19 protein-coding genes and 1 tRNA gene are annotated in these 25621 nt (G+C 42.1%); 16 read left to right on the top strand and 4 right to left on the bottom strand.

The genetic code is table 11. The features are described 5' to 3' along the window. The first annotated feature begins 14 nt into the window (after positions 1 to 14). The 5 genes from FC093_RS13070 (at position 15) to FC093_RS13050 (ending at position 3294) form a co-directional block, all read left to right on the top strand. Positions 15 to 425, top strand: coding sequence for an OB-fold protein (locus tag FC093_RS13070; protein ID WP_137262239.1), 411 nt, complete (start codon positions 15 to 17; stop codon positions 423 to 425). A 37-nt stretch (positions 426 to 462) separates the two neighbouring features. Next, entirely contained in the window at positions 463 to 846 is a 384-nt protein-coding gene (locus FC093_RS13065; protein WP_137262238.1) for a c-type cytochrome, read from the top strand. A gap of 18 nt (positions 847 to 864) precedes the next feature. Next, positions 865 to 1407: a YceI family protein gene (locus tag FC093_RS13060; protein WP_137262237.1), complete on the top strand. Its 543-nt coding sequence runs from the start codon at positions 865 to 867 to the stop codon at positions 1405 to 1407. A 3-nt stretch (positions 1408 to 1410) separates the two neighbouring features. Beyond that, positions 1411 to 2322, top strand: a complete 912-nt coding sequence (locus FC093_RS13055; RefSeq protein WP_137262236.1) for a DUF5777 family beta-barrel protein — start codon at positions 1411 to 1413, stop codon at positions 2320 to 2322. 495 nt (positions 2323 to 2817) lie between these two features. Then, a complete protein-coding gene (locus FC093_RS13050) occupies positions 2818 to 3294 on the top strand; it encodes a Gmad2 immunoglobulin-like domain-containing protein (RefSeq protein ID WP_137262235.1) in 477 nt (158 codons plus the stop codon). Positions 3295 to 3368: 74 nt separating this feature from the next. On the opposite strand, the gene cax is transcribed toward FC093_RS13050, so the two are convergent. Continuing rightward, a complete protein-coding gene (cax, locus tag FC093_RS13045) occupies positions 3369 to 4430 on the bottom strand; it encodes a calcium/proton exchanger (RefSeq protein WP_137262234.1) in 1062 nt (353 codons plus the stop codon). 574 nt (positions 4431 to 5004) lie between these two features. On the opposite strand from cax, the gene FC093_RS13040 reads away from it, so the two are divergent. The 3 genes from FC093_RS13040 to FC093_RS13030 all read left to right on the top strand — a co-directional run bounded on the left by FC093_RS13040 (position 5005) and on the right by FC093_RS13030 (position 7512). Next, positions 5005 to 5601 (top strand): dihydrofolate reductase family protein, encoded by a 597-nt coding sequence (locus FC093_RS13040; RefSeq protein ID WP_137262233.1) that lies wholly within the window; start codon positions 5005 to 5007, stop codon positions 5599 to 5601. Positions 5602 to 5753: 152 nt separating this feature from the next. Beyond that, complete coding sequence (locus FC093_RS13035; RefSeq protein WP_137262232.1) at positions 5754 to 6560, top strand: alpha/beta hydrolase; 807 nt, start codon at positions 5754 to 5756, stop codon at positions 6558 to 6560. Positions 6561 to 6732: 172 nt separating this feature from the next. After that, the gene (locus FC093_RS13030) at positions 6733 to 7512 is read left to right on the top strand and encodes a phytanoyl-CoA dioxygenase family protein (RefSeq protein WP_137262231.1); all 780 of its coding nucleotides are present in this window, start codon (positions 6733 to 6735) and stop codon (positions 7510 to 7512) included. Positions 7513 to 7633: 121 nt separating this feature from the next. Here the strand turns inward: FC093_RS13030 and FC093_RS13025 are convergent. Further along, positions 7634 to 7707 (bottom strand) — tRNA-Arg (locus FC093_RS13025). A 55-nt stretch (positions 7708 to 7762) separates the two neighbouring features. Between FC093_RS13025 and ung the strand changes: the two genes are divergently transcribed. The 7 genes from ung to FC093_RS12990 all read left to right on the top strand — a co-directional run bounded on the left by ung (position 7763) and on the right by FC093_RS12990 (position 19542). Then, positions 7763 to 8437 carry a uracil-DNA glycosylase gene (gene ung, locus FC093_RS13020; RefSeq protein ID WP_137262230.1) on the top strand — a complete coding sequence of 225 codons (675 nt, stop codon included), beginning with the start codon at positions 7763 to 7765 and terminating at the stop codon, positions 8435 to 8437. A 112-nt stretch (positions 8438 to 8549) separates the two neighbouring features. Further along, positions 8550 to 9134 carry a hemerythrin domain-containing protein gene (locus tag FC093_RS13015; protein WP_137262229.1) on the top strand — a complete coding sequence of 195 codons (585 nt, stop codon included), beginning with the start codon at positions 8550 to 8552 and terminating at the stop codon, positions 9132 to 9134. Positions 9135 to 9507: 373 nt separating this feature from the next. After that, on the top strand, positions 9508 to 11793 hold the full coding sequence (locus tag FC093_RS13010) for a family 20 glycosylhydrolase (protein WP_262711025.1): 2286 nt from the start codon (positions 9508 to 9510) through the stop codon (positions 11791 to 11793). Between the two features lie 324 nt (positions 11794 to 12117). Next, the gene (locus tag FC093_RS13005) at positions 12118 to 14289 is read left to right on the top strand and encodes an alpha-L-fucosidase (RefSeq protein WP_137262227.1); all 2172 of its coding nucleotides are present in this window, start codon (positions 12118 to 12120) and stop codon (positions 14287 to 14289) included. Positions 14290 to 14303: 14 nt separating this feature from the next. Beyond that, positions 14304 to 15806, top strand: coding sequence for an alpha-L-fucosidase (locus FC093_RS13000; RefSeq protein ID WP_137262226.1), 1503 nt, complete (start codon positions 14304 to 14306; stop codon positions 15804 to 15806). 22 nt (positions 15807 to 15828) lie between these two features. Then, entirely contained in the window at positions 15829 to 18030 is a 2202-nt protein-coding gene (locus FC093_RS12995) for an alpha-galactosidase (protein ID WP_137262225.1), read from the top strand. Positions 18031 to 18099: 69 nt separating this feature from the next. Beyond that, complete coding sequence (locus FC093_RS12990; protein WP_137262224.1) at positions 18100 to 19542, top strand: alpha-L-fucosidase; 1443 nt, start codon at positions 18100 to 18102, stop codon at positions 19540 to 19542. Between the two features lie 124 nt (positions 19543 to 19666). On the opposite strand, the gene rpoC is transcribed toward FC093_RS12990, so the two are convergent. Then, the gene (gene rpoC / locus FC093_RS12985) at positions 19667 to 23956 is read right to left on the bottom strand and encodes a DNA-directed RNA polymerase subunit beta' (protein ID WP_137262223.1); all 4290 of its coding nucleotides are present in this window, start codon (positions 23954 to 23956) and stop codon (positions 19667 to 19669) included. Between the two features lie 555 nt (positions 23957 to 24511). Between rpoC and FC093_RS12980 the strand changes: the two genes are divergently transcribed. Continuing rightward, positions 24512 to 24883 (top strand): response regulator, encoded by a 372-nt coding sequence (locus tag FC093_RS12980; protein WP_137262222.1) that lies wholly within the window; start codon positions 24512 to 24514, stop codon positions 24881 to 24883. On the opposite strand, the gene FC093_RS12975 is transcribed toward FC093_RS12980, so the two are convergent. Next, complete coding sequence (locus tag FC093_RS12975) at positions 24880 to 25566, bottom strand: HAD family hydrolase (protein WP_137262221.1); 687 nt, start codon at positions 25564 to 25566, stop codon at positions 24880 to 24882. The genes FC093_RS12980 and FC093_RS12975 overlap by 4 nt on opposite strands. Between the last annotated feature and the right edge of the window lie 55 nt (positions 25567 to 25621).

Below are 25621 nucleotides of genomic sequence, written 5' to 3'. Positions count from 1 at the left end.
AAACACTTTGTACCATGCGAAAAAAAATATTTTTTTCCATCGGCATATTCATGCTTTGCCTCGTCGCTTATGCCTTTTATTTATACAATAAACCACATACCAGCGTAGCTGCTATGGCACCGGCAATTACCATCAGTGCAGCAGATTTATATGCAGCTTATGCGCAAAATGAAGCAGCAGCAAATCAACGTTTTTTGGATAAAGTACTATTAGTAAAAGGTACCGTAAGTGATGTTGCGCACACCGACAGCACGTTTACTATTTTGCTCGAAAGCAATGATATAGCCGGTGGTGTAAGCTGCAATGTAACAGCTAAAAATACTACTCCGGCAAGCATCAAAAACGGCGAGCCGGTATCAATCAAAGGCAGATGCACCGGTTTCTTAGCCGATGTAATGCTTGCCGATTGTGCAGTAGAAAAATAAATATTTACTCTAATTTATTAAACCAAAAATGTAGAATATGAGCAGGAAAACAGGCACATTGCTATGCCTTATTGCAGGAAGTATGATGCTGATTATCGGCTGTTCCAAAAGCAGCGAAGACCGGTTAACCACGCCCATACCACCATCGGATTGCGATACGGTAAACATGACCTATAGCAGCGATGTACAACCTATTTTAGAAGCCAATTGCTATAGCTGTCATGGCAACGGAAATGTGAATGGCGGCGTAACCTTAGACTCTTATACAGGTGTAAAATTGGTTGCAGATAATGGCTTGTTAATCGGCGTTATTACTCATGCTCCGGGCTATCCGCCTATGCCCGATGGCGGTGGTAAACTATCCGATTGCGACATCAATAAAATAAAAGACTGGATAAACAGAGGCGCATCAAATAACTAACTTTTTATTCTTTTTACTATGAAAAAAATATTGCTTTTCCTGCTGTTATTAATGGTGTATTGTTGTAGTTACAGCCAGGTATATCTTACCCGAACTGCCTATGTTGGCTTCTTTTCCAAAACACCGGCGGAGGATATAAAAGCTGTTAACAACCAGGTGTATGCTGCAGTAGATGCAGGCAAAAAGAACCTTGCTTTTTCGCTGCTGCTCAAGGGTTTTACGTTTACCAAAGAGCTGATGCAGGAGCATTTTAATGAGAATTATGTAGAGAGCGATAAGTACCCCAAAGCATCGTTTAGCGGCACTTATACGGGCGATGTGGACCTTACTAAAAATGGTGTGTATAATGTAACAGTACAGGGCAATCTTACCCTGCATAATATTACCAAAGCAATAACAACACCTGCTACCCTGGAAGTAAAAGATACGCACCTGATTGGAACCGCAACGTTTAAAGCAAAACCGGAAGATTTCAACATTACTATTCCATCATTGGTGCGAGGCAAAATTGCACAGGAAATAACCGTAAACATTAATGCTGATTGCACACTAAAACAATAAATCATGAAGCAACGCCTATTATTCCTTTTTGTTGTTATAATAACCGCCAATCGCCTGCAGGCACAGGATAGTACCCTGCTGAATATGCTGAGCGATTCGATGCAGGCTAATGAAAAGCCAATGCCGGTAAGAGGCACTTTCAAAGGATTGTATATTGTAAATATGAAAACGGTTGAATCGTCTGCGAGAGGCGCTTTGAACTTCCTGATTATGCACCGCTTTGGCAGGCTGAATGATGGCGCGTATAACTTTTTCGGACTGGATAATGCCTCCATTCGCTTAGGATTGGATTATGGCATTACAGACCGTTTGGCAATTGGTATTGGAAGAAGTTCTTTGGAGAAAACATTTGATGCCTATTTTAAATACCGTTTGTTGTGGCAAACCGATGGTTCCGAGCGAGTGCCATTATCGCTGAGCGTTTCAAGCGGGTTAACGAATTATACCTTAAAATTTCCTGATAAAACATATCTGAATGCACGCTACCGCACTACGTATGTAACGCAGTTGATTGCTGCCAGGAAATTCAGCTCGGCATTATCGCTGCAGTTGGTGCCGATGTGGCTGCATTACAATCTGGTACCTACAGTTAATGATAAGAATGACGTATTTGCCCTCAATGCAGGCGGTCGCATGAAGCTAACCAAACGTATGAGTATTTCTGCCGAATACAATTATTTATTGCCTGATCAGGTCAACTCTATAGACGTGCATAATGCGATATCATTGGCATGGGAAATAGAAACGGGCGGGCATGTATTTCAGTTAGTCTTTAGCAATGCACAAGGTATGACTGAGCCACAGGTAATTGCCCGCACTGCCGGCGAGTGGGGCGATGGTGATGTGTATTTCGGGTTTAATATTTCGCGCGTATTTAACATCAGTCATAAGGCCAAAAAGAGCGTGACGTATTAAGGCCACTTTTTTACTTTTTGTTATTGCTGCTGCTTAAAATAGGCCACATTTATTTGTTCAGTAGTAATCTATATTATAATACGCAAATTATAATACACAAAGGTTTTGCAGGCTGCAAAACCTTTGTGTATTATAGAGTTAGTTCTTAATTATTTAGTTTTTTGTAAACCATTTGTTGTGTTTTAAATGTATGATGCGTATTAGAAGGCCTCTTTCTCTCACCGCAAAGAGCATAAAAAGGAAGATTACGCTAAGAATAGCGCTGCGAAAAACGCTATTTACTCTTGTTCTCAGCGGTAAACATCATTATACATTTTGATACACGGCCAACTATTTAGCAGCATTCATTTTAGCTTTATAATTATTTTATTCAGTAGTTACTTTATTTTCTTTTTAATTTCACACTTACTCCGGCCGGCAATTTGCAATCATTCGATTATTACAGACGTTTTAAATAGCTACCATTTGAATACTATTCTTCAATCTAACGGAAATATGAAATTATTGTATAGCCTGATTGTCATCAGTTTATTTGCTTGTACAGAAAATGAACAGCAGCATACCTCTTTATCAAATTCAGATACTGTTACGGCTCCTTCTGCTTCCGAAAATAACAATGCAGATTCAACTTTTAAAAGGCAAAAACAGGCGGACACTTCAAAGCAGCGAAAAGGTTATTCCAATGCACGCTTCAAAGAGGTGACGGTACAAAAAGTGGGCGCAGATAAATACACGGTTCAGGGGAAGGCGCAAGTATTTGAGGCGACTTTTAGTTGGGTGGTTGAAGATGGACATAATGAACTTAAAAAGGGACATCAAATGACAGATGCCGGCGCACCAGCATGGGGGAACTTTAATTTCACTGTTGAAGTACAAAAAGAGAGACCAAACTCAACACTTATATTAATACTATTCGAAGCAAGCCCAAAAGACGGAAGCAGGCAATACGAACTGCCAATTGCACTTGAATAATGTAAGACCTGTTGCATACCTCAATAAGCACTTTATAAATATCGCAGACATTCTAAAATATAACGGATAAAAAATTATCCCCACCAAAAAGCAGCGGCTATCAAGCAATACAAGCCTACCAAAGCCAGCCCCTCAAGCCAGATAGATTCTCCATCAAAAACAATAAAGGCACTTACTATTACTGCCAGTGCAAGACAGGCGAGCAACATAGGCGTTAATACAAAAGATAAAACAGCGCCGCCCAAAACATAAGAAAGCAATACTAACAATGGGAACAATCCTAATGCAATCTGCAAAGAGCTATTCAGGATTACACTGATTGCATAATCGGGCTGATTGCGCATGGCAAGTTGAATGCCTACTAAGTTTTCAATAGCATTACCGGCAATAGCTACAATCACCAGGCCGGCAAAGATATCGTTGATACCTAGTGCGTGCATGGCAGGCTGTAATGCCTCTACAAACCAGTCCGACACAAAAGCCGCGCCCAGTCCACTGGCACCCAGCACAACAAGCGTCAACGGCAACGACCAGGAAGCTGCATGTTTCCTTGCAGCCTGCTCTTCGGGAACTACCGATTTATCGTTTTTTAAAAAGAAATAAGTACTGGCAACGAATAACAGGAGCAGAATAACCGCTACAAAAATATCCAGTGCATTAATGTGCCTTTCGGCAGAGGTGTGCAGTTGATGGGTAAGTGTAGGTATGGCAAGCGCAGCAAATGCCAGTATCATTAATGTTGATATCATCCGCGGCGGCTCTGATTTAAACCGCTGCGTGCCGTGCTTAAGACCACCCAACAGTAATGCCAACCCAAAAACCAGTACCGAATTGCCCAATATAGAGCCAATGAGTGCTGCCTGCACTACAGTATCCAGGCCTGCCCGTAAAGCAAAAATGCAAACAAATAATTCGGGGAGATTGCCCAATGCAGACTGCAAAATGCCGGTGGCACCCGGTCCCATACGGCTGCCCAGTTGCTCCGTAGCATCTCCCACAATCATGGCTATGAGCGTGAGCGCACCAGCGGTAACGATGAAGCCAAATACTGCATTGGCGCCGGTATAATGCAGCACGCCGGACAATGCGGTAACTACCAATGCAACCGCAATAATTACCTTTTCTTTTTTATTCATGGTATGGCAGCATTTTTATTTCCTTCCTGTATATGTTTTTCATTGCTACTGTTCCTGGGCTACACTTCACTTAGTAACAAATGTATTGTTTTTTCATCGCTGTTATTGTTTTATACAAGATGATATTCTAACTACAAATGTCCACAAGACGATTTGCCCTGAACAACGTGAAAGCTGCTGCCCAATCATAAATAGCTGCACGTTTTAATCGGTCTCTGTACTTGAGTGCGCTGTACTTACACCCTAAAGAACGGTAAGTTGTACTAACGCAATTACAATCTAAAATGTATAGCGGCAAAAAGTTAAGTTTAAGTAGTAAAGTCTTTTGCAACTGCGTGCAATAGCATAAATTTACAGGTTAGCTGCAATACTTCAGAACAGCTCACCATTATTCAATCTGCAAAGAATAGATGGTAATAATGCGAAAATTAGTTTTAAAAATGTCTAATTCAACTGACAGTTTTGAGGAACATTGCAGTATCACACTGTCGCATTCAGCCACTGCAATAGTCGCATTCACACTGCCGGGGCATTGAAGGTTGTTGCGAGATTTGTAGCTAATAAAATAATAACGATGAGAAAATTAGTTTTAGGAATGACCGTAACTGCCGACGGTTTTGTTTGCGGGCCTAATCATGAACTTGACTGGTTCATGCGGACGAGGGACAAATCAGTAAAGGACTGGATTGAAAAATCTCTTTGGGAAGGCGGCGTTCATATAATGGGCCGTTGCACATTTGAAGTCATGGCTCCCTATTGGGTCACTTCATCTGACCAACTTGCTGAACCAATGAACAGGCTTCCAAAAGTTATTTTTTCCAAAGGTGGTTTTGTTCCTAAAACAAGTTATGGTGACACAACCGGAGCCACTTCTCCCTATGCTTTTACGTGGGCAAATGCTGCTGTTGCAACCGACCTTGTTGCCGATATTACTAAACTGAAACAACAAGAAGGAAAACCTATTTTAGCTCATGGCGGGGCAAGCTTTGCCCAGGAACTCGTTAAGCATGGATTGGTTGACGAATACAGATTCGCCATTCACCCTGTTGTTATAGGAAAAGGAATTTCAATGTTTGCTACAATTCCACATCTGATAGACTTACAATTGGTAAGTTCTACTCCGTTTGTATCAGGAGCTATTATAAACATTTACACTACAAAAAATAATTAATACAGCAGCCAACATTACATTGACGTTATTAATTTAGCTACAGTTCCTATCTTCATCTTTTGTAAGTTTCTTCAGCATTGGATGTCGGCTGACGTGTTTCAAATTCAGCTATATCGCCAATGTGAAAATATTACTATCACCTTAATTCAACCATGCGTTCTACAAAGAAGATAATTTTAAAAACACTAAAACTGCTGCTCATTTTTTACGTTTTTATCTGCATTGTATTGTACTTCTTTCAGGAGAAACTCATTTTTTTTCCCGAAAAGCTGGACAAAAATTATCAATTCTCTTTTGCTCAGCCATTTGAAGAAATCAATATCAGAACCAACAATAATAATCAGTTGAATGGTTTACTATTTAAATCAGATAGTACAAAAGGGCTGGTGTTTTATCTGCATGGGAATGCAGGTTCTTTAAAACATTGGGGAGGCGTAGCAAAACGGTACATCAACCTGCATTATGATGTGTTCATTTTAGATTACCCTGGTTACGGAAAAAGCAGCAGTTCTATTAAAAACCAGGTACAACTATTTCATGATCTGCAAACTGCTTATGACGAGATGAAAAAGAGATATGTAGAAGAGCAGATTGTTGTACTTGGCTATTCCATCGGCACAGGGCCGGCAGCTAAAATTGCAGCTACCAATCATCCAAAACTGCTCATCCTGCAGGCACCTTATTACAGCATGACCGACATCATGCGACATACTTATCCACTCATTCCAGCACTTTTATTGAAATACAAATTTCAAACGAACGAATACCTCAAAAACTGCAAGATGCCGGTGGTAATTTTTCATGGAAACAAAGACGAGGTGATTTACTATGGCTCTTCCCTTAAACTAAAAAGCGAAATGAAGAGCGGCGATACGCTGATTACACTAAACGGACAAGGGCATGGCGGCATAACGGATAATCCTAAATACCTTGCTGCATTGAGGGCAATACTTAAATGACAAAAGTGGGTATCAACAGTCACTTAAAATGTAGCGGTTTACAGCAGCTATTCAGCATCAAAAATTCTGTTGCACTAATAGCTATATTTAAACGGATGTATGCAATTGCCGCTACTTAAATAGGCAATAGGCCGTCAGCAATAAAGCATCGGTAATTAATAGTTTTAGATAAATGCAACAACTATCTATAAGGCAAATAGAGCAGTTTATCAATGAAGGTTTTGTAAAGATAGAGAACGCTTTCTCTGCAGATGCTGCGGATGAATGTCGTGCCATTTTGTGGGAAGCCACACAATGTGATCCGTACAATACAGAAACCTGGATGCAGCCTGTAATTCGCATTGGAGAAATGGCGCATAAACCTTTCAGAAAAGCAGCAAACACCTCCATCCTTCATACTGCTTTTGATCAATTAGCAGGCAAAGGCAATTGGCTGCCTAGAGAAATGCTTGGATCATTTCCAATCCGCTTTCCCAGCAAAATACCCGCGGGCGATACCGGCTGGCATGTAGATGCCAGTTTTCCCGGAGAAAAAGCCTATGATTACTTAAGCTGGCGGATCAACATTCATTCCAAAGGACGGGCATTGCTGATGCTGTTTCTTTTCTCAGATGTTTCTATACAAGACGCACCAACCCTTATTAAGTCCGGTTCGCATATACACGTTGCAAGAATCTTGGCATCCGCAGGGGAGCAGGGACTTTCCTTTACGGAGTTAGCCCAAAAACTGGATGTTTTACCAGCAGGTGAAATAGTATTGGCTACAGGCAAGGCTGGAACTGTTTATCTATGCCATCCGTTTATTGTTCATGCCGCGCAAGACCACCATGGTACAAACCCTAAGTTTATGGCACAACCTGCCTTGCTAACGAAGAAAGATTTTAATATTTATAGAGAACCAGAAGATTGCTGTCCTGTAGAAAGAGCTATATTGAAAGGACTAAAATTGTAAATGCGCTGCCGCTAACCTTTTAAAAACCGGCAGCTTTTCAGTGTTGACTGAGAGTCTTCGCTTCCTAAATAAAAAGCACCCATAAAACGATTGTTTTATGGGTGCTTTTAGAAGTATTCTGTGATCCGGATTGGATTCAAACCAATGACCCACAGCTTAGAAGGCTGTTGCTCTATTCAGCTGAGCTACCGGACCTTTTTGAGGCAGCAAAGCTAAATTTTAATTAGTTTGCAACCAAACCTATTTAAGCATGGATGTAAAGATTGATCCAAGCTGGAAAGAAGCATTGCACAGCGAGTTTTCCAAACCGTATTTCCAGCAAATAGCGGCACATCTTAAAACCGAGAAAGCCACCGGTGCTATTATCTACCCGCCTGGCCCACTCATCTTTAATGCGTTTGATAAAACGCCATTCAACAAAGTAAAAGTAGTGCTGCTGGGGCAAGACCCATACCATGGTAAAGGACAGGCAATGGGGCTTTCTTTTTCGGTACCTGATGGTGTGAAGCTGCCCCCATCGCTACAAAATATTTTTGAAGAACTGCACAACGATATTGGTATGCCCATTCCGCACACCGGCAACTTGACGAAGTGGGCAGAGCAAGGCGTGTTTTTATTGAATGCCATCCTTACTGTAAGAGCCAAAGAACCGGCATCGCACCAAAAGATTGGCTGGCAGCAGTTTACCGATAGAGTAATACAAACTTTATCTGATGAAAAAGAAGGCATTGTTTTTTTACTGTGGGGCAAATTTGCACAGGAAAAACAAGTACTCATTGATGCCACCAAACACCACATTTTAAAGGCCGCTCATCCATCGCCATACAGTGCCGATAAAGGTTTTTTTGGCTGCCGGCACTTTAGCAAAACCAACAACTTATTGGTAAAAGAAGGAAAGGACCCGATAGACTGGAGCTTGCCGTAATATTCCTGAATGACTTTCCGGCAATCTGTATTGCATCGCATGTTTATGCTATTGCAATGCTATATAATCAAGGATAGTTTTGTTTCATCAATCACCATCAAACTGAACTTATATGAAACAGATCCGCCTTCAACCGCTTAACGAAACGTATCAACAACTCAGTACACTTTTGTGCAAGGCTGCATTAAGCCTTCAAACTACCGATTATACTGCAACAGCCAAGTGGGTGCGCCTCATTCAGCAGATAAAGAAAACCTGTATAATTTTTAAGAGCTATGCAGAAAAAGAAGAAAGCATTTTGTTTCCACTCCTGCACAATTATGAGCCGGCGCTCGTTGCCATTCTTCGTGATAATCAGCGCAATCGTATGCACTACCTGAATGCGTTTTGTGAATTATTTACTGCCGCGCAAGCTGCCAATGATAAACAAAAAAGTAAACTGTTCAGCCATACCTTGCTATACCGCTTTGATGAATTTATTGCTTCGGTGTTGCAACAACTGAATGAACAGGAAAGAATGATTAATGCAGTTTTATGGAGTTATTACAACGATAAAGAATTGGCACAAATAGCTGCTTCATTCAGTGTTGAGCTGCCGGCTTCATCGCTTGAGAAAGATTTCACTTTTGCCGATAACATCATTAACAAAGCTTACAAACAGCACTGTGCAGATAAAGAGCTGGCTTTGGCCGTTTAACTGCATGTTCATATATCCCTTTTCAAGTTTTTAAAGCGGTCACTTTTTATAGATGATCGCTTTTTATTTGCAAAAACACCGGCTTATCTAATCACTTAACTTCAATCTCATCAATATTTTTATACCAATCTGAAATAAGTGGCATAATATACAAGTCTTGATCTTCCCGCCTGAAGTCTGTTGCCTACCGTTTATTTAAAGTTACAAATTGAAACCGGTAATACCTACTGCTGCTTTATTCCCCTTTGTCTAACATTCATACAATAATAACCAGCATTCTTATCTGTCTTTTTATTGTCTTATCTTATCCTAACTTTCACTTTTAAAATCTATGCTCATGCTGTTGGTGAAAAAGTATAAGATAATACAGTGCTTGCTGTTTATTTGTTGTTCAGGTGTCTTTTTTGCGTCACATGCGCAAAACGCTTCGCCATACAACATTATTCCTTACCCCGCTTCCTTGAAGCCGTTGCAGGGACAGTTCGTTATTAATAAAAAAACAACACTCAGCAGTTCTGCTGATAATGACCTTTTTAAAAATGAAGCTAACCTGCTGAGGCAAATGATTCAAAGCTATCTTGGTAAAAGTGCTTTACAGCCAGTAGTTTCCAATTCGTCTACAAACAATATTGCTTTACGCTACGATGCTTCTATAAAAGATTCGGAGGCTTATACAATACATATTACGCCGCAGTTTATTTCCTTATCAGCAAGTAAGCCGGCAGGTATGTTTATGGCCATGGAAACTTTGCGGCAACTAATGCCTGCTGATGTGGAGAACAGGCAAGGCAATGAAATTGCCGTTCCATGCGTGACTATAGAAGACAAGCCGGCATTCCCCTGGCGCGGCATGATGCTCGATGTAGCGCGCCATTTCTTTCCGGTAAGCTACGTAAAGAAATACATAGATATGATGGCTTTATACAAAATGAATAAGCTGCATCTGCACTTGACAGACGACCAGGGCTGGCGTATTGAAATAAAGCAATATCCCGAACTGACTGAACAAGGTGCATGGCGCACATTCAACAACCAGGACTCCAACTGTATGCGGCTCGCCAAAGAAACCGGCAACACCGATTTTAATATTGATACTACCCATATCATTCATAAAAACGGCAAAACATTGTATGGCGGCTTTTATACACAGGAAGAAATAAAAGATATTATACGCTATGCCGCGGCAAGACATATAGACGTAATTCCCGAAATTGATATGCCGGGTCACATGGCTACTGCAACGCATATTTATTCAAACCTGTTATGCGAAGAGCAAGGCGGCAACAGTGCTTTATTTACCAGTCCGCTGTGCCCGTGCAATGAAAATGTGTTCACGTTTGCACGCAATGTCTATACAGAAATTGCAGCACTTTTTCCATCAACCTACATGCACATCGGGGGCGATGAAGTAGAAAGAAGTGCCTGGGCACAATCGCCCGAATGCAAGGATTTTATGACTACCCACCACATAAAAGGCATTGAGCAATTGCAAAGTTATTTTACCAATTATATGGACAGCTTTTTCCACTCTAAAGGTAAAACACTGATAGGCTGGGATGAAATAGTGGAAGGCGGTATCAACGCATCGGCTGTTGTAATGTGGTGGCGTGTGTGGGCAAAAGAAACGCTGCTGCATGCCGCAAAAAACGGCAACAATATTATTATGACACCAGATGGCCCTTTTTATTTTGATGCATTTCCCGATCAAAATTCATTATCTGAAGTATATCATTACCCGCTCATTCCAAAAGCATTTACGGCAGCGCAAACAAAATATATTACCGGTGGCCAAGCCAATCTCTGGACCGAGCAGGTACCATCGGAGCAGCGGGCAGATTACCTTGTTATGCCGCGCCTGACTGCATTGGCAGAATCGGTATGGAGTAATGATACTTCGCTCTACGCTTCTTACCTGCAAAGGCTTTCAGCACAGTACCCACGTCTGGAAGACCTGCATGTTAATTACCGGCTGCCCGATCTGGGCACGTTGCCTGTACGCAGCGTTTTTATCCATGATACTGCTTTCTTTATTCCATCGCCTTTAAAAGATTTCAGTATTCATTATACTACTAATGGCAGTCTGCCAACAGCAGCTTCACCGGCCTTATCAAGGCCGTTAAATATTTCGCAATCGGTACAAATAAAATTAGCACTCTTTACGCCTGCCGGCCGCAGAGGGGATGTATATACTTTAAATTTTGACAAGCAAACTTTTGCAGCATCGGTACAGTTGAGTAATGCAACTCCCGGGCTTCAATGCGATTATTACAACGGTAGTTTTCCCACCACAACAGCTATCAAAAAAGAGGCAGACAGCAGCTTTAAAACGCCAGATGTTTCCTTTAATAAAGATCTGGGCGGCAAACCATTCGCACTAAAGTTTACAGGCTACATTAATGTGCCGCAAACGGCTGTTTACAATTTTTACCTCACCAGCGATGATGGCAGTGTGCTGTACATTGCCAACCGGCTGGTGGTAGATAATGATGGACTACATTCGGCCAAGGAAAAGAGCGGCCAGGTGGCACTTACAAAAGGTTTGCAGCCTATTACTGTAAACTTTATAGAAGGCGGCGGGGGTTATACTTTGAAACTGAAATACAGCATAGGCAATGAAGCCCCGAAAGACATTCCTGATAGCTGGCTGGTGAGCAAATAAATTGCAAGTACATAATCAGATGAGATTAGTTTGACTGACAAAATACACTCGTGACTAAAAATTGATGTCGCTTATTCAAGCGCTGTAAGAGCAATATGGTAGTTCTTATTTTGTACTAAATAACGCTCTTACACGGCTCAATTCGAGTCTGACTAAGATGTAAGGCTGAAGTATTGGATGAATATAAACAAACAGGTCCGGTTACTTATAATTTTATTCCATTTCCTGTTAAACAAAAAGTATAAAAAGTGAAAGAGTAGTAATGTAGTACAAGCCATTGCGCCTATTTTCACCTGCCGGGTAAACGCCGTTAAAACCGTTATTATGAATAGATTACACAAGCAAATCCTTTCAACGCTTTTACTTACCGTTTTATATAGTTTTTTGTTTGCACAAAACTATCAGCCTACCTGGCAAAGCCTGGACTCCAGGCCGGTACCACAATGGTGGAAAGATGGTAAGTTTGGCATTTTCATTCATTGGGGCGTGTATTCGGTGCCGGGCTTTTCAAGAGTGGGCGCTTATGCCGAGTGGTATCAAAATGGATTGATGAGCGGCGATTCTGTCCGCATCAAATATCACAAAGAAAAGTTTGGCGACAGAAGTTATTACGATCTGAAAAATGATTTTAAGGCAGAATTGTTTGACCCCGAAGCCTGGGCAAAATTGTTTGAAGCCTCCGGCGCAAAATACATTGTGCTTACTTCCAAACACCATGATGGTTTTGCATTATGGCCCAGCAAAGAAGCCGACCGCGATTGGGGCTTTGCATGGAATGCGGTAAGTGCAGGTCCGCACCGCGATTTGCTCGGTGATTTATTTGCTGCCGTGCGCAAAACATCGGTGCACCCAGGCATGTATTATTCTTTATATGAATGGTACAATCCCCTGTGGAAAACAAATAAGCCGAAGTATATTTCGGAGCACATGTGGCCGCAAATGAAAGACCTTGTCAATACTTACAAGCCTGATGTTTTTTGGACGGATGGCGAGTGGGATTTAAGTGATGAGGAATGGAAAAGTAAAGACTTTTTAGCGTGGCTGTATAATGAAAGTCCCGTAAAAAACAGCGTGGTAACCTACGACCGCTGGGGCAGCGGCGTGCGCTTTCATCATGGCGAAGTTTATACGCCCGAATATCAGCCCGATATTGACTTTGCAGACCATGCCTGGGAAGAAAGCCGCGGTATGGGCTTCTCTTATGGTTACAACCGTGCAGAAGATGCATGGGATTACAACTCTGCGCAGGTGTTGGTATTAAGCCTGATAGATAAGGTAAGCCGGGGCGGTAACTTCTTACTGGATATTGGTCCGGATGAACATGGCAAAATACCGCCCATTATGCAGGAGCGCCTGCTGGAGATAGGCGGCTGGTTGAAGATTAACGGGGAGGCTATTTATAATACCGTACGCTGGAAAACACCTTTTCAGTGGAGTGAAGGAAGAACCGATTATAAACCCGGAAAAAGTGAAAAGAAAAACAGTGAAGCGAGCAGCAACAACGATATCATGTTGAAGCTGACGGTTAATCCCGATCCCGGCTATGCAGTAAAGGAAATTTTTTACACCTACAATCCAGCTACTAATTCCTTGTATGCCATTCTGCCCAAATATCCTTCGGATAAAAAATTAATTATTAAAAACACTACACTTCCTGCGGGTACCCGCATTTACTTTTTATCTACGGAACAAACACTCCAATGGAAGCAAATGGGCGATAATGTAGCAGTGCAACTGCCGGACTACGATCCAAATGTGATACAATCTCCTTATGCGTATGTACTCAAGATAGAAAACTACGGCGCATTCGCGGCAAAGCCCCAGATCAATATAACTTATCCAAACAGTTCGCCGCTCCCTACTATCAGTATTACGGCTGCAAACGGCAGTGCCATTCATTATACGGTGGATGGTAGCGAGCCAACAGCAGCTTCTCCCCTTTATACAAAACCTTTTATACTCAATAAAAAAGCTACCATAAAATCCATTGCTTTTCATACCGGCAATCTGGCAAGTAATATGGCGGTTGCCGAGGCAAAAACCTATCACTTAGTGCCTGCTACAAAAGTGGGTACATTGCAACAAGGGATTGCTTACCGTTATTTTGAACCCGAGGGGCGTATCAACATGCAATCTATGCAAGGCGTGCCGGTAAACACAGGTGTTACCAATAGCATTGGTATAGATAAAAAACAACGTGCGGATAAGTTTGCTTTTCTATTTGAAGGCTATATTAACATTGCTAAGGATGGCATTTACACTTTCTCCACATCCAGCGATGATGGCAGTGCATTGTATATAGATGGCGAGCAGATTGTAAACAATGATGAAGCTGCCGGCGGTTTGGAACGCGAAGGGAAAATAGCTTTGAAGAAAGGTTATCACAAAATAAAAGTGGCGTATTATGATAGCGGTGGCGGCAACAATCTTACTGCTTTTATACAGACCGAAGGTGGTAACAAGCAACCCATTGATACGAAGCAATTATTTCATTAACACAAAAATTATTCATGAAAAAAACAGCCCTTTTTTCCATCGCATTTGCATCTGCCATCTCTGTCTATGCGCAGTCCAATGCGGTTACTATTCTACCCACCGATGATTCTGCTACCGTCGTTCGCAAAGCGGCAATGGTAGTACCTTCTGCAAGGCAATTACGTTGGCAGGAGTTGGAGGTAGTGGGTTTTTTACATTTTACGGTCAATACTTTTACCGATAGAGAATGGGGATTGGGTAATGAAAGCGAACAGGTATTTAATCCTACTGAATTAGATGCCAGACAATGGGTTCGCACGTGCAAAGCAGCGGGCATTAAACAAGTAATTCTTACCTGCAAGCACCACGATGGCTTTTGTTTGTGGCCATCCAAATACACCGAACATTCAGTAAAGAACAGCCCATGGAAAGGGGGCAAAGGTGACGTGGTAAAAGAAGTGGCGGATGCCTGCCACGAGTACGGCATTGGCTTTGGCGTGTATCTTTCACCGTGGGACCGAAATTCTCCGTATTACGGCGATTCGGCAAAGTACAACCAGTATTTTATGAACCAGCTTACCGAGTTGCTGACCAACTACGGCAGAGTAGATGAAGTATGGTTTGACGGCGCCAACGGCGAAGGTCCTAACGGTAAAAAGCAGGTATATAATTTTGCAGCATGGTATAATTTAATCCGCAAATTGCAACCTACAGCCGTGATAGCCAGCATGGGGCCAGATGTGCGCTGGGTAGGCACCGAAAGCGGTTACGGCAGGGAAACAGAATGGAGTGTAGTGCCCATTAATAATTTAAACCCAAACGCCATTGCTGCCAACTCGCAAACGAGTGTTGCTTTTAAGCCCGCCGGTGATATGACAGACAATGATTTAGGCAGTCGCAGCAAGCTGATGCAGGCAAAAGGGCTCGCCTGGTATCCGGCAGAAACAGATGTGTCTATCCGGCCGGGCTGGTTTTATCATCCATCTGAAGATACGGCAGTAAAATCACCTGAAAAATTACTGGATATTTATTATAGTTCGGTAGGCAGGAATGGGGTGTTGCTGCTCAATATTCCGCCTAACAGAAAAGGACTGATTAGTAAAGAGGACAGCCTTAGTTTGATGCAGTGGAAGAAAATACTGGATGCTACTTTTAAAACCAATATGGCTAAAGGAGCAACTATTACTACTACTAATGGCACTAACACTGGCAGCATGATGGATGGTAAAATAACTACTGCTTTTACTACAAAAAAAGGCGATACTACAACCATTAATTTTCATCTAAAACAATCCTCCACTTTTGATGTATTGTGGTTGCAGGAAAATATTGCGGTTGGTCAGCGTATAGAAAATTTTGTACTGGAATACAAAGATGGTAATGAATGGAAAGAAGTGGTAACAGGAACAACCGTGGGTTATAAGCGTTTGTTGCGTTTTAATCCCATAACAGCACAAGAAGTACGATTGCATATTTTGGCTGCGCGCCTGCAACCTACGCTTGCTGAGTTTGGCTTATACAAACAAGCAAAAGAATAATAAATAATAGCATCATTCATCCATGAAAAAATACCTGCTTTTATTCCAATTATTATTAGCCCTCTGCTTTTGTAAAGCACAGCAATTACCCGTTTGGACTAATGATGCCGATAGTATAATTTCAACAGACTGGCTGGTAAAACCTGTTACTTCCAAGGCAACTGTTTACCAATCTGCAGATGGCAAAGACATCATTTTATACAATGGATTGGTGAAAAGAAGCTTTCGTTTGCAACCCAACGTTACCTGCACCGGATATAAAAATATGAGCAACGGGCAGCAACTGTTGCGGGCTGTTATGCCGGAGGCCTTATTAACCATCAATGGCACACGGTACAATATCGGTGGACTATACGGTCAAAAAGAAAGGGCTTATTTATTACCGGAATGGCTGGATAATTTTAAGATGCACGATAGTGATTTTCAATTTGTAAAATACGCCATTGCTCCTATCCAACCTTTCCTCAACTGGAAGAGTAGTGCTACCTGGGCAATGAACAAGCAACAGCCAACAGGTAAAATGGTAAGCTTTTTATTTCAATCTAAATTGCCAGCATTGCAAGGCGTTGATGTAACCGTTAATTATGAACTATACGACGGCTTACCACTTATTGTAAAATGGCTAAGCATTATCAACCATCAAAACCAAAGCATTACCATCAACCGGGCAGTGAATGAAGTATTAGCAATGGTGGAAGAAGAAAGTGCGGTAGTTGGCTCTACAGAACAAATGCAAAAGCAACATGGCATCTATATAGAAACCAACTATGCTTTCAACAATGCCATGCGCTACGATCTCAGCGATCAAACTACACATTGGCTTGCCGATTCTTCTTACACTTCGCAGGTCAATTACAACTACCAAACGCCGTGCTTGCTGGAAGTGTATCCAGCAAAAGTTACCGGTGTTGAATTAGCCCCAAAAGATACTTTCACCTCTGTAAGAAGTTATGAATTGCTGATGGATAGCTACGACCGCGAAAGAAGAGGATTGGCAATACGAAAAATGTATTCGGTGGTGGCACCATGGACAACTGCTAACCCTATTTTCATGCACCTGGTGAGTAAGAATGACGAAGAAGTAATCAAAGCTATTGACCAATGCCATGCAACCGGCTATGAAGCACTGATTTTGAGTTTCGGCAGTCATTGCAACATAGAAGACACTTCTGCCAGCAACATTGCTAAATGGAAAAAATTAGCAGGTTACGCACACCAAAAAGGAGTATTAATTGGCGGCTATTCGCTCTTTAGCTCACGCAGAATAAGCGACGAAGATGACGTGATAGATCCGGTTACCGGCTTGCCTGACAAAGGCGCTTTCTTTGGCAATGCTCCTTGCCTGGGCAGCAAATGGGGATTAGCTTATATTGCTAAACTTAAATATTTCATCAGCCATACAGGATTTAATCTATTTGAAAATGACGGACCTTATCCCGGTGATGTATGTGCTTCTACCACGCATCCCGGACATAAAAATCTGGATGACAGTCAATGGAAGCAAATGCAGTTGCAGAAAGAATTGTATCACTGGTGCAACGAGCATGGGGTCTATGTAAATGCGCCCGACTGGTATTTTTTAGACGGCACTAATAAGATTGCTATTGGCTACCGCGAAGTGAATTTCTCTTTACCTCGCGAGCAACAAATGATATTAAACAGGCAAAATATTTATGATGGTTTGTGGGAGAAAACGAGCAGCATGAGCTGGGGTTTTGTGCCGCTTACTAAATACCAGGGTGGCGGTGCGGAAGCAGTTTTGGAGCCGTTAAGCGAACATCTGAAAGATTATAAACAACTGATGATGCAGTACTATGGCGCAGGCGTACAGGCTTGTTATCGCGGGCCAAGATTGTACGATACAGATTCCACCAAACAAGCCGTTATCAATACCATCCATTGGTATAAAAAATACAGGGATATTTTAAACAGCCCACTTATTCACCTGCGGCGCGCAGATGGCAGGGATTGGGATGGCTGGCTGCATGTAAATCCTCAATTATCTACTAAGGGTTTGCTGCTATTATTCAATCCATTAAAGGAAACTATTACACGCACTATCAAAGTACCATTGTATTATGCCGGTTATGCCGGATTAAGCGGCAATATTACACTTACTGAAAAAGAAGGAACTGCAAGGAATATCAAATTAAATAAAAATGAGGAACTTACACTCCAATTTACGCTGGCGCCCGAAAGCTATACTTGGTATGTGCTGGAGTGAAATACAGTTATGTAAAGAGATGTAGCAGCCATAATAATACGCGATTGTTTGATCTTATATACATTATTTATGAAAAAAAACTTCTACTGTTTTTCCATTTTCTTATTGCTTGCAATCAGTAGTTTTTGCCAGCAGCACAATGCCAGCAAAGCGTATATTTATCCTAAGGATTCAGCCGTGTTAAATAAGCTGCACCGGTGGCAGGATGTAAAATTTGGCCTGCTGATGCATTGGGGCACTTACAGCCAATGGGGCGTGGTGGAAAGCTGGAGCATTTGCCCCGAAGATGAAGGCTGGACACAACGCCGCGGTCCGTATGCCGATAATTATTTTGAATACCTGAAAGCGTATGAAAACCTGCAGACGACTTTTAATCCTACCAACTTTAATCCCGATAAATGGGCTGCTGCGGCAAAAGATGCAGGCATGAAATACGTGGTATTTACCACCAAGCACCACGATGGTTTTTGCATGTTTGATACAAAGCAAACGGATTATAAAATAACGAGCTCCAAATGCTCGTTTTCCACCAATCCAAAAAGCAACATTGCCAAAGAAGTATTCAATGCTTTTCGTACAGATAGTTTTATGATTGGCGCTTATTTCTCCAAGCCCGACTGGAATAGTAATGACTATTGGTGGCACTATTTTCCGCCAAAAGATCGAAATGTAAATTACAATCCGGCAAAATATCCTGAACGCTGGAATGCCTTTAAAAACTATACGTACAACCAGATACAGGAGCTGATGAGTGACTATGGTAAGATGGACATTTTATGGCTTGATGGCGGTTGGGTGAGACCCAGAAAAACGGTGGATAGCAGTGTGGATTGGCAACGCTCTATCACCTACAATCAGGACATTGATATGCCAAAAATTGCAGCTATGGCAAGAGAACATCAGCCGGGTTTATTGGTAGTGGATAGAACTGTAAGCGGGGAATATGAGAACTATGTAACACCCGAGCAGTCCATTCCGGCTACTTACCTGCCCTACCCTTGGGAAAGCTGCATTACCATGGGCGACTCATGGTCATATATTCCAAAGGAACATTTTAAATCTGTCAACAAGCTCATTCATATTTTAACGGATGTAGTATCGAGAAATGGCAATTTGTTATTAAACATTGCACCCGGCCCTGATGGCGACTGGCATGCTGATGCGTATGATACATTAAAAGCAATTGGCGCATGGATGCAGCAAAACGGAGAAGCCATTTACGACACGAAAGGTGACAGTGCAATCGGCGAACAAAACAATTTTGTATTTACCCATAAACCCGGAATTGTATATGCTATTTACCGTGCTAATGAAGGAGAAACTGCACTCCCATCGGTACAAAGCATAGACAACCTGAAAGTTGGTAAAGTAAAAACGGTAACCTTATTAGGCGAAAAAGGAAGAATGATCTGGCGGTATGACAACAACCGTTTAAGTATTGTAGTGCCACAAAAAGTGAGCAGTGACCCGCCGGGTAAAAATGCATGGGTGTTTAAGATAACTTATGAGTAAAGAATCTTCTCAAGTACAAAATAAAAAGAGGCGGTCTAAAATAATTTAGACCGCCTCTTAATTTATCCATTCTTATCGTTCATCCGGTTAATCAGCTTAATCGCATAAAATCCCGGTTCCGACATTACTCTTCATCATCAAAACTCATGGCTTCTTTGGTAGTAGCTAAGAGTTCGTATTCTTCCTTGCTGCCAACTATCAGGTTCTCAAAGTCGCGTAAGCCAGTACCTGCTGGTATTGCATGACCCGTGATTACGTTTTCTTTCAAGCCCAGCATATCATCGGATTTACCCTGGATAGCGGCAGAGCTTAATACCTTTGTTGTTTCCTGGAAGGAAGCTGCGGAAATCCAGCTTTGTACACCCAGTGATGCTTTAGTAATACCCAGCAGTACCGGTTGCGCGGTAGCAGGCTGTGCATCGCGTACTTCAGCCAGTTTTTTGTCGGCACGGCGCAGTTGAGAGTTTTCTTCCCTCAATTCGCGTACGCTTACAATTTGTCCGGCTTTCAGCCTGGTACTTTCACCTGGATCGGTTACTACTTTCTTATCAAAGATGCGGTCGTTTTCTTCGTTAAAATCAAACCTGTCTTCCAGATCTTCTTCTAAGAATCTGGTATCACCGGCATCTACAATTTCTACCTTTTTCATCATCTGGCGAACGATCACTTCAATGTGCTTGTCATTGATTTTCACACCCTGTAAGCGATACACTTCCTGTATTTCATTCACCACATATTCCTGTACTGCAAAAGGTCCTTTAATAGAAAGAATATCTGCTGGTGCGGTTTGTCCGTCAGATAAAGCAGTACCAGCTTTTACAAAGTCGCCATCCTGAACTAAAATCTGGCGGGTAAGCGGAACAAGGTATTTTTTAACAACTCCATCTCTTGCTTCTACTATGATTTCGCGGTTACCACGCTTTATGTTACCGAATGCAACCACACCATCAATTTCGCATACAATGGCAGGATTGCTTGGGTTACGTGCTTCAAACAATTCGGTTACACGAGGAAGCCCCCCTGTGATATCACCAGACTTGCGAAGCGTGCGTGGAATTTTTACAATCACCTGACCTGCTTTCACCTTTTCGCCTTCTTCAATTATAAGGCGGCTACCCACCGGAAGGTTATAGTTTTTAATGTCTTTACCTTCTACAATAATACCCGGAATCTTCGTTTTATCTTTTGTTTCGATGATTACTTTGTCGCGATGGCCGGTTTGTTCATCTGCTTCTTCGCGGTAAGTAATACCATCCAGTACGTTTTCAAACTTCACTTCACCGGCAGTTTCAGCAACTACTACGTTGTTGAACGGATCCCATGTACAGATAATATCTCCTTTCTTAATTTGCTGACCATCTTTCACGTTCAGTGTAGCACCATAAGGAATATTATTAGTAATGAGTAAACGGTCGTTCTTCACATCCATAATCCTCACTTCGCCGGTACGGCCAATTACAATCTGGACCTTCTCCCCTTCATTATTCTCTGCAGTTACGGTACGCAAACCATCAAACTGTATAGTACCATCAAACTTAGCAGCCAAAGTAGATTCTACAGAAGAAGAACCGGCGATACCACCCACGTGGAAGGTACGTAATGTAAGCTGTGTACCTGGCTCACCGATTGACTGTGCTGCAATAATACCTACTGCATCGCCGCGTTGTGCAGTATAGCCGGTAGCTAAGTTTTTGCCATAGCATTTTACACACACCCCGCGCTTGCTTTCGCAAGTGAGTACCGAACGGATTTCAACAGTTTCAATACCAGCCGCTTCAATGGCGTGCGCAATATCCACAGTGATTTCTTCACCAGCTTCAATTATCAATTCATCTGTAACAGGATTGAACACGTCGTGCAACGAAGTTCTGCCAACGATTCTGTCTGTTAATGGTTCAATGATGTCTTCGTTATCTTTCAATGCAGAAGTAGCAATACCACGGAGTGTACCACAGTCTTCTTCATTAATTACCACATCCTGTGCAACATCCACGAGACGACGGGTAAGGTAACCGGCATCGGCTGTTTTCAAGGCAGTATCCGCCAAACCTTTGCGCGCACCGTGGGTAGAGATGAAGTAGTCCAATACGTTCAAACCACCTTTAAAGTTGGAAAGGATTGGGTTTTCGATGATCTCAGAACCGGTTGAGCCAGATTTTCTTGGCTTCGCCATCAAACCTCTGATACCAGCCAACTGTTTTACCTGTTGCTTACTACCACGCGCACCGGAGTCGAGCATCATATATACAGAGTTGAAGCCCTGTTTGTCTGTTGCCATCTCACGGATGAGCGTTTCTGTAATGCGGGTATCCACACGGCTCCAAATATCAATTACCTGGTTGTAGCGTTCGTTATTAGTGATCAAGCCCATGTTGTAGCTTTCCCACACTTCTTCTACTTCAGCTTTCGCCTGATCCAGCAATTCGTTACGCATATCCGGGATAATAAGGTCATTTACATTAAATGACAAACCACCACGGAACGCCATGCGGAAACCAAGCTGTTTGATATCATCGAGGAATTTAGCTGTCTTAGGAACGTCGGTAATTTTAATAATATCACCAATGATTTCACGAAGGCTTTTCTTGGTAAGCAATGCGTTTACAAAGCCTACTTCTTTTGGTACAAACTGGTTGAATAACACCCGTCCAACGGTTGTTTCAATCAGTTTCTTTTTCAGTTCACCGCCTTCACGCACATTTGTTTTTACTTTAATGTTGGCATGTAAATCTGCACGACCTTCATTATAAGCAATCAACACTTCTTCCTGGCTGTAGAATGCTTTTCCTTCGCCTTTCACCACTTCACCATCCATAGATTTTCTGCCTTTGGTGATGTAGTACAAGCCCAACACCATGTCCTGAGAAGGCAGTGTAATAGGTGTACCATTTTGCGGGTTAAGGATATTGTGAGAAGAAAGCATTAACAGTTGTGCTTCCAGAATTGCAGCACTGCTCAATGGCACATGCACCGCCATCTGGTCACCATCAAAGTCGGCGTTGAAAGCAGCGGTAACAAGCGGGTGCAACTGGATAGCTTTACCTTCTACCAGTTTGGGCTGGAATGCCTGGATGGACAAACGGTGCAGTGTTGGTGCACGGTTGAGCATTACAGGATGTCCTTTCAATATGTTTTCGAGAATATCCCAAACAATGGCTTCTTTTTTATCTACTAATTTTTTAGCCGATTTTACGGTTTTTACAACACCGCGTTCAATCAGCTTGCGGATGATAAACGGTTTGAACAGTTCGGCAGCCATATCTTTTGGCAAACCGCACTCATGCATTTTCAGCTCAGGACCTACCACGATAACCGAACGACCAGAATAGTCCACACGTTTACCCAACAGGTTCTGACGGAAACGACCTTGTTTACCTTTCAGTACATCAGAAAGTGATTTCAGCGCACGTCCGCCTTCAGCCTTAACGGCATTGGACTTACGGCTGTTATCAAACAAGCTGTCCACCGCTTCCTGCAGCATACGTTTTTCATTACGCAAGATCACTTCAGGCGCCTTGATTTCCAACAAACGCTTCAAACGGTTGTTACGGATGATCACACGGCGATACAAGTCATTCAGGTCAGAAGATGCGAAACGGCCGCCATCCAGTGGAACTAACGGGCGCAATTCTGGTGGAATAACCGGAATGTATTGCATTACCATCCATTCCGGACGGTTAGTAATACGCGTTGCTGCATCGCGGAACGCTTCTACCACACTCAAACGTTTTAAAGCATCGGCTTTACGCTGTTGAGAAGTTTCGGTGGCAGCGGCATTACGCAAGGTATAGCTTAATTCATCCAAATCAATTCTTGCCAGTAAATCGTGTACCGCTTCAGCGCCCATCTTGGCAATGAACTTTTGCGGATCTTCATCGGGCAAAAACTGGTTGTCTTTCGGCAAATTATCTAAAATATCCAGGTATTCTTCTTCGGTCAAAAGGTCGCCCATCTGCAGGCCTTTATCTTCGCGAACACCAGCTTGTACTACTGCATAACGCTCGTAGTAAACAATGCTCTCGAGTTTTTTAGAACTCATACCCAGCAAATAACCAATTTTATTGGGCAGGCTCTTAAAATACCAGATGTGCACCACCGGCACTACCAGTTTGATGTGCCCCATTCTTTCGCGGCGCACTTTCTTTTCAGTTACTTCCACACCGCAACGGTCGCATACAATACCTTTGTAGCGGATGCGCTTGTACTTACCGCAGGCACATTCATAATCCTTTACCGGCCCGAAAATTCTTTCACAAAACAAACCATCGCGCTCCGGCTTATAGGTGCGGTAGTTGATTGTTTCAGGCTTCAATACTTCTCCAAAGCTGCGCTCCAAAATACTATCGGGGCTAGCCAACCCGATGGTGATTTTGGAGAAAGTTGCCCTTGGGCGATTTTCTTTTTTTATGGCCATATTTTAAAATTGCAGTTTTAAATGCTTAAATGTTGCAGTTTGCCGCCTGTCAAAAATTGGTAAACAACATTCGTTTTACCTGTTTTATAGGGTGTTTTCCATAGCAATAAAAATCAATGCTATTGATTAGCAATCAATAGCATACGAATGAGCACAAAACTCCAAACTGATATAATGGTTTATTTTTTATTGATAAGAAAGACAGAACCGGACAGAAAACAGCAAAATGCATAAGGCGGCAAAGGTAAGATGAATGTATAAATAAAAAAACAGAAAATTGTGATAATGTATATAAATTCTCTAATAAAAACTTTTTTAAAACAACTTTAATTTTTTTTGTGTTTAAAAGGGAATACGTCATATTTGCTTTATTGTGAGGGAGATGCAAAACAGCAATTAGTACACAATTGAAGTAACGGAAATAACATAGCATTTCTATTTGCGACATGATGCAGGCTTTTTTATCCCCTTTTCCTTTATAAAACCGCGGCCTGACGCGCAGGCATAAATAACGTGTGAATCCAATTAAAGAAACAAACGATATCAAGCAATAAAATGGCTTCAAAAAAGATTTTGATTTTAGATGATGACCTGGATATTCTGGCCGTAATGCAACTCTTGTTTAAAACGAAGGGATTTGACGTTGTAGCGCTCTCCCGATGGGAAGAAGTGTACGAAAAAGTAGAAACGTTTAAGCCACATCTCTTATTGCTGGATGTATTGCTTTCGGGAAATGACGGCCGTGACATTTGCCGCGAACTAAAACACAAGCCTTCTACCAAAAATATTCCGATTGTAATGTTTTCGGCAAACCCAAGCGCCGCCGAAAACATACACGAATACGGTGCAGACGATTTTATCCATAAACCCTTTGAAGTAAATGACTTATTGGCAACCATCAACAAGCACCTGGAACGCACTAGCTAAGGCGCCTGAAGTGTGTAGGAAATACCGTTTTTTCCAAGTAATATGTTTTGCTCCACGCGCAACTCTTCAAAGCTGGAAATTATACAGGCAGCACCATAATTCAACAAACTTTGAGCAGCTTCTTCAGTATTAACACCAATTACTTCCATTCCCGCAGCCTTTGCCGATAGTACACCACTAATAGCATCTTCAAAGACCAGGCAATACGCCGGATGCTGATTTAATTTTTTTGCAATGGTCAAATACGGCTCGGGGTGCGGTTTACCATTTGTTACCTCTTCGGCAGTTACATGTGCTTCAAAACTATTGTGCAGGTTTTGTTTTTGCAGCATGAGCAATGCCCGCTTTTCATGTGAGCTGGTAACCAAGCCCACAGGTATTTTTAACTGTAATAAAGTTTGGATAAAATGATAAATCCCTTTGATCGGTTCAGGATTCATCTGACTGTCAAACTCAACAGCATCTTTAATGATGGCTTCTTTGGTTTTATCATCTATATCGTTGAATAAGGCTGCTAACGTTTCTACACCTTTACGCCCATGAATGTGCTCGGTGATGTTTTGCCGGGTGAGTTGCCGCTTTGTTTTTTTTGCCCATCGGTGCCAGAACTTTTCTATCTCAGGATTAGAGTCTATGATAACGCCGTCTAAATCGAAAATGATGGCTTTGATTACTTTTTGCATAAGAAGCTTTAGTAAATGGATAAGTAATTCGTGGAAAATATGCAAGATAATAGTT

The sequence above is a fragment of the Ilyomonas limi genome (assembly GCF_005233845.1).
Classification (GTDB): Bacteria; Bacteroidota; Bacteroidia; order Chitinophagales; family Chitinophagaceae; genus Ilyomonas; species Ilyomonas limi.
The sequence above is the reverse complement of the archived record's forward strand: the minus strand, read 5'-3'. Positions and strand labels throughout refer to the sequence as shown.

Excerpts from the sequence above, each read along its gene's own strand:
- FC093_RS13070 (WP_137262239.1), top strand. The coding sequence starts at position 15 with ATGCGAAAAAAAATATTTTTTTCCATCGGCATATTCATGCTTTGCCTC.
- FC093_RS12975 (WP_137262221.1), bottom strand. The coding sequence starts at position 25,566 with ATGCAAAAAGTAATCAAAGCCATCATTTTCGATTTAGACGGCGTTATC.
- FC093_RS12980 (WP_137262222.1), top strand. The coding sequence starts at position 24,512 with ATGGCTTCAAAAAAGATTTTGATTTTAGATGATGACCTGGATATTCTG.
- rpoC (WP_137262223.1), bottom strand. The coding sequence starts at position 23,956 with ATGGCCATAAAAAAAGAAAATCGCCCAAGGGCAACTTTCTCCAAAATC.
- FC093_RS13015 (WP_137262229.1), top strand. The coding sequence starts at position 8,550 with ATGAAACAGATCCGCCTTCAACCGCTTAACGAAACGTATCAACAACTC.
- FC093_RS13055 (WP_137262236.1), top strand. The coding sequence starts at position 1,411 with ATGAAGCAACGCCTATTATTCCTTTTTGTTGTTATAATAACCGCCAAT.
- FC093_RS13040 (WP_137262233.1), top strand. The coding sequence starts at position 5,005 with ATGAGAAAATTAGTTTTAGGAATGACCGTAACTGCCGACGGTTTTGTT.
- FC093_RS12995 (WP_137262225.1), top strand. The coding sequence starts at position 15,829 with ATGAAAAAATACCTGCTTTTATTCCAATTATTATTAGCCCTCTGCTTT.
- FC093_RS12990 (WP_137262224.1), top strand. The coding sequence starts at position 18,100 with ATGAAAAAAAACTTCTACTGTTTTTCCATTTTCTTATTGCTTGCAATC.
- cax (WP_137262234.1), bottom strand. The coding sequence starts at position 4,430 with ATGAATAAAAAAGAAAAGGTAATTATTGCGGTTGCATTGGTAGTTACC.
- FC093_RS13005 (WP_137262227.1), top strand. The coding sequence starts at position 12,118 with ATGAATAGATTACACAAGCAAATCCTTTCAACGCTTTTACTTACCGTT.
- ung (WP_137262230.1), top strand. The coding sequence starts at position 7,763 with ATGGATGTAAAGATTGATCCAAGCTGGAAAGAAGCATTGCACAGCGAG.
- FC093_RS13000 (WP_137262226.1), top strand. The coding sequence starts at position 14,304 with ATGAAAAAAACAGCCCTTTTTTCCATCGCATTTGCATCTGCCATCTCT.
- FC093_RS13030 (WP_137262231.1), top strand. The coding sequence starts at position 6,733 with ATGCAACAACTATCTATAAGGCAAATAGAGCAGTTTATCAATGAAGGT.
- FC093_RS13065 (WP_137262238.1), top strand. The coding sequence starts at position 463 with ATGAGCAGGAAAACAGGCACATTGCTATGCCTTATTGCAGGAAGTATG.
- FC093_RS13060 (WP_137262237.1), top strand. The coding sequence starts at position 865 with ATGAAAAAAATATTGCTTTTCCTGCTGTTATTAATGGTGTATTGTTGT.
- FC093_RS13050 (WP_137262235.1), top strand. The coding sequence starts at position 2,818 with ATGAAATTATTGTATAGCCTGATTGTCATCAGTTTATTTGCTTGTACA.
- FC093_RS13035 (WP_137262232.1), top strand. The coding sequence starts at position 5,754 with ATGCGTTCTACAAAGAAGATAATTTTAAAAACACTAAAACTGCTGCTC.